The sequence below is a fragment of the Streptomyces niveiscabiei genome, assembly GCF_001419795.1.
Taxonomy (GTDB): Bacteria; Actinomycetota; Actinomycetes; order Streptomycetales; family Streptomycetaceae; genus Streptomyces; species Streptomyces niveiscabiei.
The window spans coordinates 1-3,892 of the sequence record NZ_LIRL01000494.1; the positions used below are offsets into that span (position 1 = coordinate 1).

Genomic DNA, 3,892 nt, shown 5'->3' on the forward strand with positions numbered 1-3,892 from the left:
CGGCACCGCTGAAAACCCTCACTGGCCGATCGCCGTGAACGAGCGGGCCCCGGCCAGTACGGCGGAACAGGCGACCAGCAGCACGCTCACGAACGAGTGACGCCTCCCGCGCCGGTGGCGCGGATCGGCCAGCGTGACCAGCCGCTGTGACAGATGCGGCAGCGCACGGTGCTGACGCGAGGGCGACTTGATCAGGCAGACTGACGGCACATCGACGCTCCGGTTGGACAGGGCGACTTGGCAAGGTCACCCCTTCAACTGGAGCTTCGTTGCGTACGTGACGGGTCACCGATACACCGTCATACGGCCGTGACCTGCATAAATTCATGAACTGCAGGATTTTGAAACCGCCCTGCCAGCACACATGCTCCACAGGCGCTTAATGCGCAGAAGGCAACAGCGAATGGGTCGCCTGCGATCCTTACCAGGCATACGAGTAGTGCCTTGGATAGGCGTAACAGGCGAGCTGCTCAAGCGCACGCCCCGAAGCCGCGCCAGTTTGCCCCCAATGCGACATGGGAGGAGTATCCGTTCGCCCATACCCTTGAAGGTGGCGCGGGTGCCACTCTGACACTCTCGCCAGGGTCGGTAAACTCCAGTCACGGATCGTTGCTGAGATGGTTCTGGACTAGAAATAACGTCGGCAACGGTGATCGGTTCGCGGTTCGAGTGCAGTAGGGAAAGGAGAGTGTGAGAGATGCTCGTTCACTCGCTTGAGCGGCTCTGGAGTGAGGTTGAGAACCTCAACCGCCCGGTCGCTGGATCTCGCGTGCCTGGTGTGGCGAAGAGTGAGGTCCAAGAGGCATTGGGGGGTTCTGTGCCGGAGGACATCGTCACATGGTTTGGTTGGTCAAATGGCGTCGAGTACCTTCCTGGGCAGATTCAGGACGACGCTTTTCTGGTGCCCGGTTACGAGCCGCTCTCCTTGCGTGAAGCGCGAGCGGTGCGAGAGTCGTACGGCATTGATGACGCAGTTCTAGGTGACCACTGGACCCCGCTTCTTGCGACTGGTGGCGGAGACTTCTACGCGGCCGTGCATGGAACCTCCCTCAAAGATTCGAGAGTGGCACATGTCATGATGGGTGACGAATCACTCATCGTGTATAAAACGGTTGAAGAAATGGTGAATGCTTTCTGTGGGTTCTATCGTTCGGGGGTCTTCTTTGTCAGTGCTCAAGGAACCCTTGAGGCGGACGACGAGCTTTGGGTTGCGGCTGAGTTGGAGTCCGGGTCTCGCGTTGAATGAACCGCTTTAATTCTGCCCTGTATGGGTGCGGGGCGGTGAACGTTCAATAAAAGCTATTTCTTTACATGATTAACGAAAAAACCCCATGCCGAAGGAGTGAGTACGAGTGCGGGACCGTCCGAGTTATTGCTGTCCCGGACAGGAACGATTCCCGGGGCCGCCGCTGTCTCCAGGCAACTTTGATCTCCGCTCGAATGTGACGACTTGAACCAGTCGAAGCCGGTGGCCGCAGCGTTCGGGAAGTGCGTTATCGCGAGTCTTCTTCCATTTCCTGTATGGCGAGGCGGATGCGTACCATGGATTTCCACCTGGGCCGGTTCCTCGTAGTAGACGGTGTCGATCAGGCCGTCCGCGTAGACGACATCGGTCTCGACGTGTTCGGGGAAGGCGAGGATGCCGAAGGGGCCGTGCAGTGCCGAGTTGATCGAGGCTTCCCCGGGTAGTACCTGCACCTGGATGTTGGCTTCCGCCGCCTGTGCGGCGAGATGCCTCAGTTGCTCGCGCATGACGTCCGGGCCGCCCACCCGGTGGCGGAGGCTCGCCTCGGCGAGGATCGCCCACAGTCGTAGAGGTGCATTGCGGGCGAAGACCTGTCGGCGTTGACCGCGTACCTTGACCTGTTCGTTCACGTAGTCGAAGCCGTCGGCCTTGTCCGGGCGCTGCTCCCGGATGACCGCCTCGGTGTAAGCAGGGGTCTGGAGGAGACCGGGGATCAGGCCGGTCTCGACGACATATAGGTCGGAGGCGTCCCACTCCAGGGCGATGTAGTGTGCTGGTGATCGCGGCGCACTTCTGCCTCGACCTCGACACCCGCGCGGTACCGACGGGGAGCCCGGTCCGGTGACCGGCCTGGGGGAGACCGAGGACGGCATGCTGCACGCCTATCAGGTCTGGTTCGAGCATGCCCGCGCGTGCGACGGCTGTTACGCCACCCGCAAGTGCGGGACCGGACAGGAACTGTGGAACGCGTACCGTCGCGCGCACAGTGACGGGGGTGTCCGGTGACCCGTGACCTGGTCATCGTGGTTGGCGAGTCGCCGTACAGCTCCCCGCGCTGCGTGCTCGGCAGCCACGACCGTTGCCGGGACGCCGTACCCCGCGAGTCTGATGTTCCCGGAGTCCGGTACCTGGTGTGCGCGTGTCCGTGTCACCAGCGCTCCCTGCGTCCTCAGGGGGAGGCGTGACGGTCAACTCGCATTGCTTCACGGCCCGTTGGTTCCGTGACTGCCTGTCTGAAGGGTGGCGCTTCGAGTCCGGCACGATCAACGTGCACACCCACCGAGTACCCCCACGAGGCTACTGGTTGCCGTTCTCCGCGTGCCTGGAACTCAGGAAGGGGGAGGGCTTGTGATGTCCCACCGTGAGCGTCGTAGGCGTCTGGAGTCGGCCACCTTCACCGCTGTGCTCATGACTGTGTGGGCAGTCGTCGTCATCTCGTTCGTGGCACGGATCGCTCGCCTCTAGCCCCTGCCCTGCACCCCATACCGAGGCAGGAACGGCGCTCTCCGCGCTGCATTCCCAGTCCTGCCGGTGCTACGGGTTTACGGCGCGCTTGGCCATACCAGTGCCATGTACGCGCTGAAGTACGCCGACGCTGTCACCGCCGTACCCAACGTGAGCCAGCGGAAGCGGTGGGAGGCTTTGGTCAGGTGGGTGGCGATCGGGAGGAGGAGGGGGAATGCCGGGAGGAGGAAGCGGGCTCGGGGGAAGTAGACGCCGCCGCTGCCGAGGACGATGGTCAGCATGGCGCCTGTGAAGATCAGGAGGGGGAGTGGTTGGCGGTCCCAGACGGACAGGGCGTAGAGGGCTGTTGCCGCGATCAGGGTCAGGGTTACGCCGATCAGGAACAGTTCCGGTGTCGAGTCCTGGGCCAGGAGTTCGCGGAAGCGGTGGAGGGTTTCGTGGCCGCCGGTCCATTCGTTGTGCCAGAGGCGTTGGACCGCGAAGTAGCCGTCCCAGCGGTGGAGGCGGAGGCCGACCCAGGTGACGTAGGCGCACCAGCCGAGGGGGGCGGTGAATGCGGCTAGGGCGGTTTTGGGGGAGGGGTGGTGGCGGAGTGAGAGTAGGGCTGCTGCCGAGACTGCTGCGGCTACCGCGATGCCCGTGGGGCGGGTCAGGCCGGCCAGGGTCGCCAACGTCGCTGCGGGGAGCCAGCGTTGGGTGAGGGTGGCGTAGAGGGACCAGGCCGCCAAGGCCGTGAAGAGGGACTCCGTGTACGCCATCCACTGGACCAGGGCGACCGGCCAGGCTGCCCAGAGGACCGTCAGGAGGGTGCCGGTGCGGCGGTCGTGGAGGTGGTCGCCGATCGCGAAGATGCCCCAGGCCGCTAGGAGGGAGGACGTGAGAGCTACGGCCAGACCCGTACTGGGGAGGGAGAGGTGGGTGATCGCCGAGAGGGTTTTCACCAGGTAGGGGTACAGGGGGAAGAAGGCCAGGTTGTTCGCGTCGTACGCCGTGCCGAGGGTGTGCGTGTAGCCGTGGGTGGCGATACCCCAGTACCACTTCGCGTCCCACTCCTGGGACAGGATCGGGCGGACGCCGTGGTGGCGGCGGTGGGCCCAGGTCGCCAGTGCCGCGAGGGAGATGAGGCGGACCGTGAGGTAGGCGGCGAGGGCGGGGGCCGCGTGGCGCAGGGCGGTGGTGAGG

At 64.2% G+C, this 3,892-nt stretch carries 5 protein-coding genes and 1 pseudogene; 3 read left to right on the plus strand and 3 right to left on the minus strand.

Annotated elements, in window-relative coordinates; all coding sequences use genetic code 11:
- Positions 1-18: 18 nt before the first annotated feature.
- Complete coding sequence (locus AOK24_RS52325) at positions 19-210, minus strand: transposase family protein (protein WP_055722075.1); 192 nt, start codon at positions 208-210, stop codon at positions 19-21.
- A gap of 195 nt (positions 211-405) precedes the next feature.
- Here AOK24_RS52325 and AOK24_RS52790 point away from each other — a divergent pair.
- Positions 406-678 (plus strand): annotated as a pseudogene (locus AOK24_RS52790) (NucA/NucB deoxyribonuclease domain-containing protein); the annotation flags it as partial.
- 19 nt (positions 679-697) lie between these two features.
- The gene (locus tag AOK24_RS48635) at positions 698-1,246 is read left to right on the plus strand and encodes an SMI1/KNR4 family protein (RefSeq protein WP_133258328.1); all 549 of its coding nucleotides are present in this window, start codon (positions 698-700) and stop codon (positions 1,244-1,246) included.
- Positions 1,247-1,299: 53 nt separating this feature from the next.
- On the opposite strand, the gene AOK24_RS47690 is transcribed toward AOK24_RS48635, so the two are convergent.
- A complete protein-coding gene (locus AOK24_RS47690; protein WP_107104036.1) occupies positions 1,300-2,118 on the minus strand; it encodes a DUF397 domain-containing protein in 819 nt (272 codons plus the stop codon).
- Between AOK24_RS47690 and AOK24_RS48640 the strand changes: the two genes are divergently transcribed.
- Entirely contained in the window at positions 2,087-2,251 is a 165-nt protein-coding gene (locus AOK24_RS48640) for a hypothetical protein (protein ID WP_159051957.1), read from the plus strand. The genes AOK24_RS47690 and AOK24_RS48640 overlap by 32 nt on opposite strands.
- Positions 2,252-2,787: 536 nt before the next feature.
- Here the strand turns inward: AOK24_RS48640 and AOK24_RS23620 are convergent.
- A partial coding sequence (locus AOK24_RS23620; RefSeq protein WP_055722076.1) for a hypothetical protein occupies positions 2,788-3,892 on the minus strand: 1,105 nt, incomplete at its 5' end.

What these genes read in the sequence shown, in the direction of transcription:
- AOK24_RS48635 (WP_133258328.1), top strand. Translation starts at nt 698, where the DNA reads ATGCTCGTTCACTCGCTTGAGCGGCTCTGGAGTGAGGTTGAGAACCTC.
- AOK24_RS47690 (WP_107104036.1), bottom strand. Translation starts at nt 2,118, where the DNA reads ATGCCGTCCTCGGTCTCCCCCAGGCCGGTCACCGGACCGGGCTCCCCG.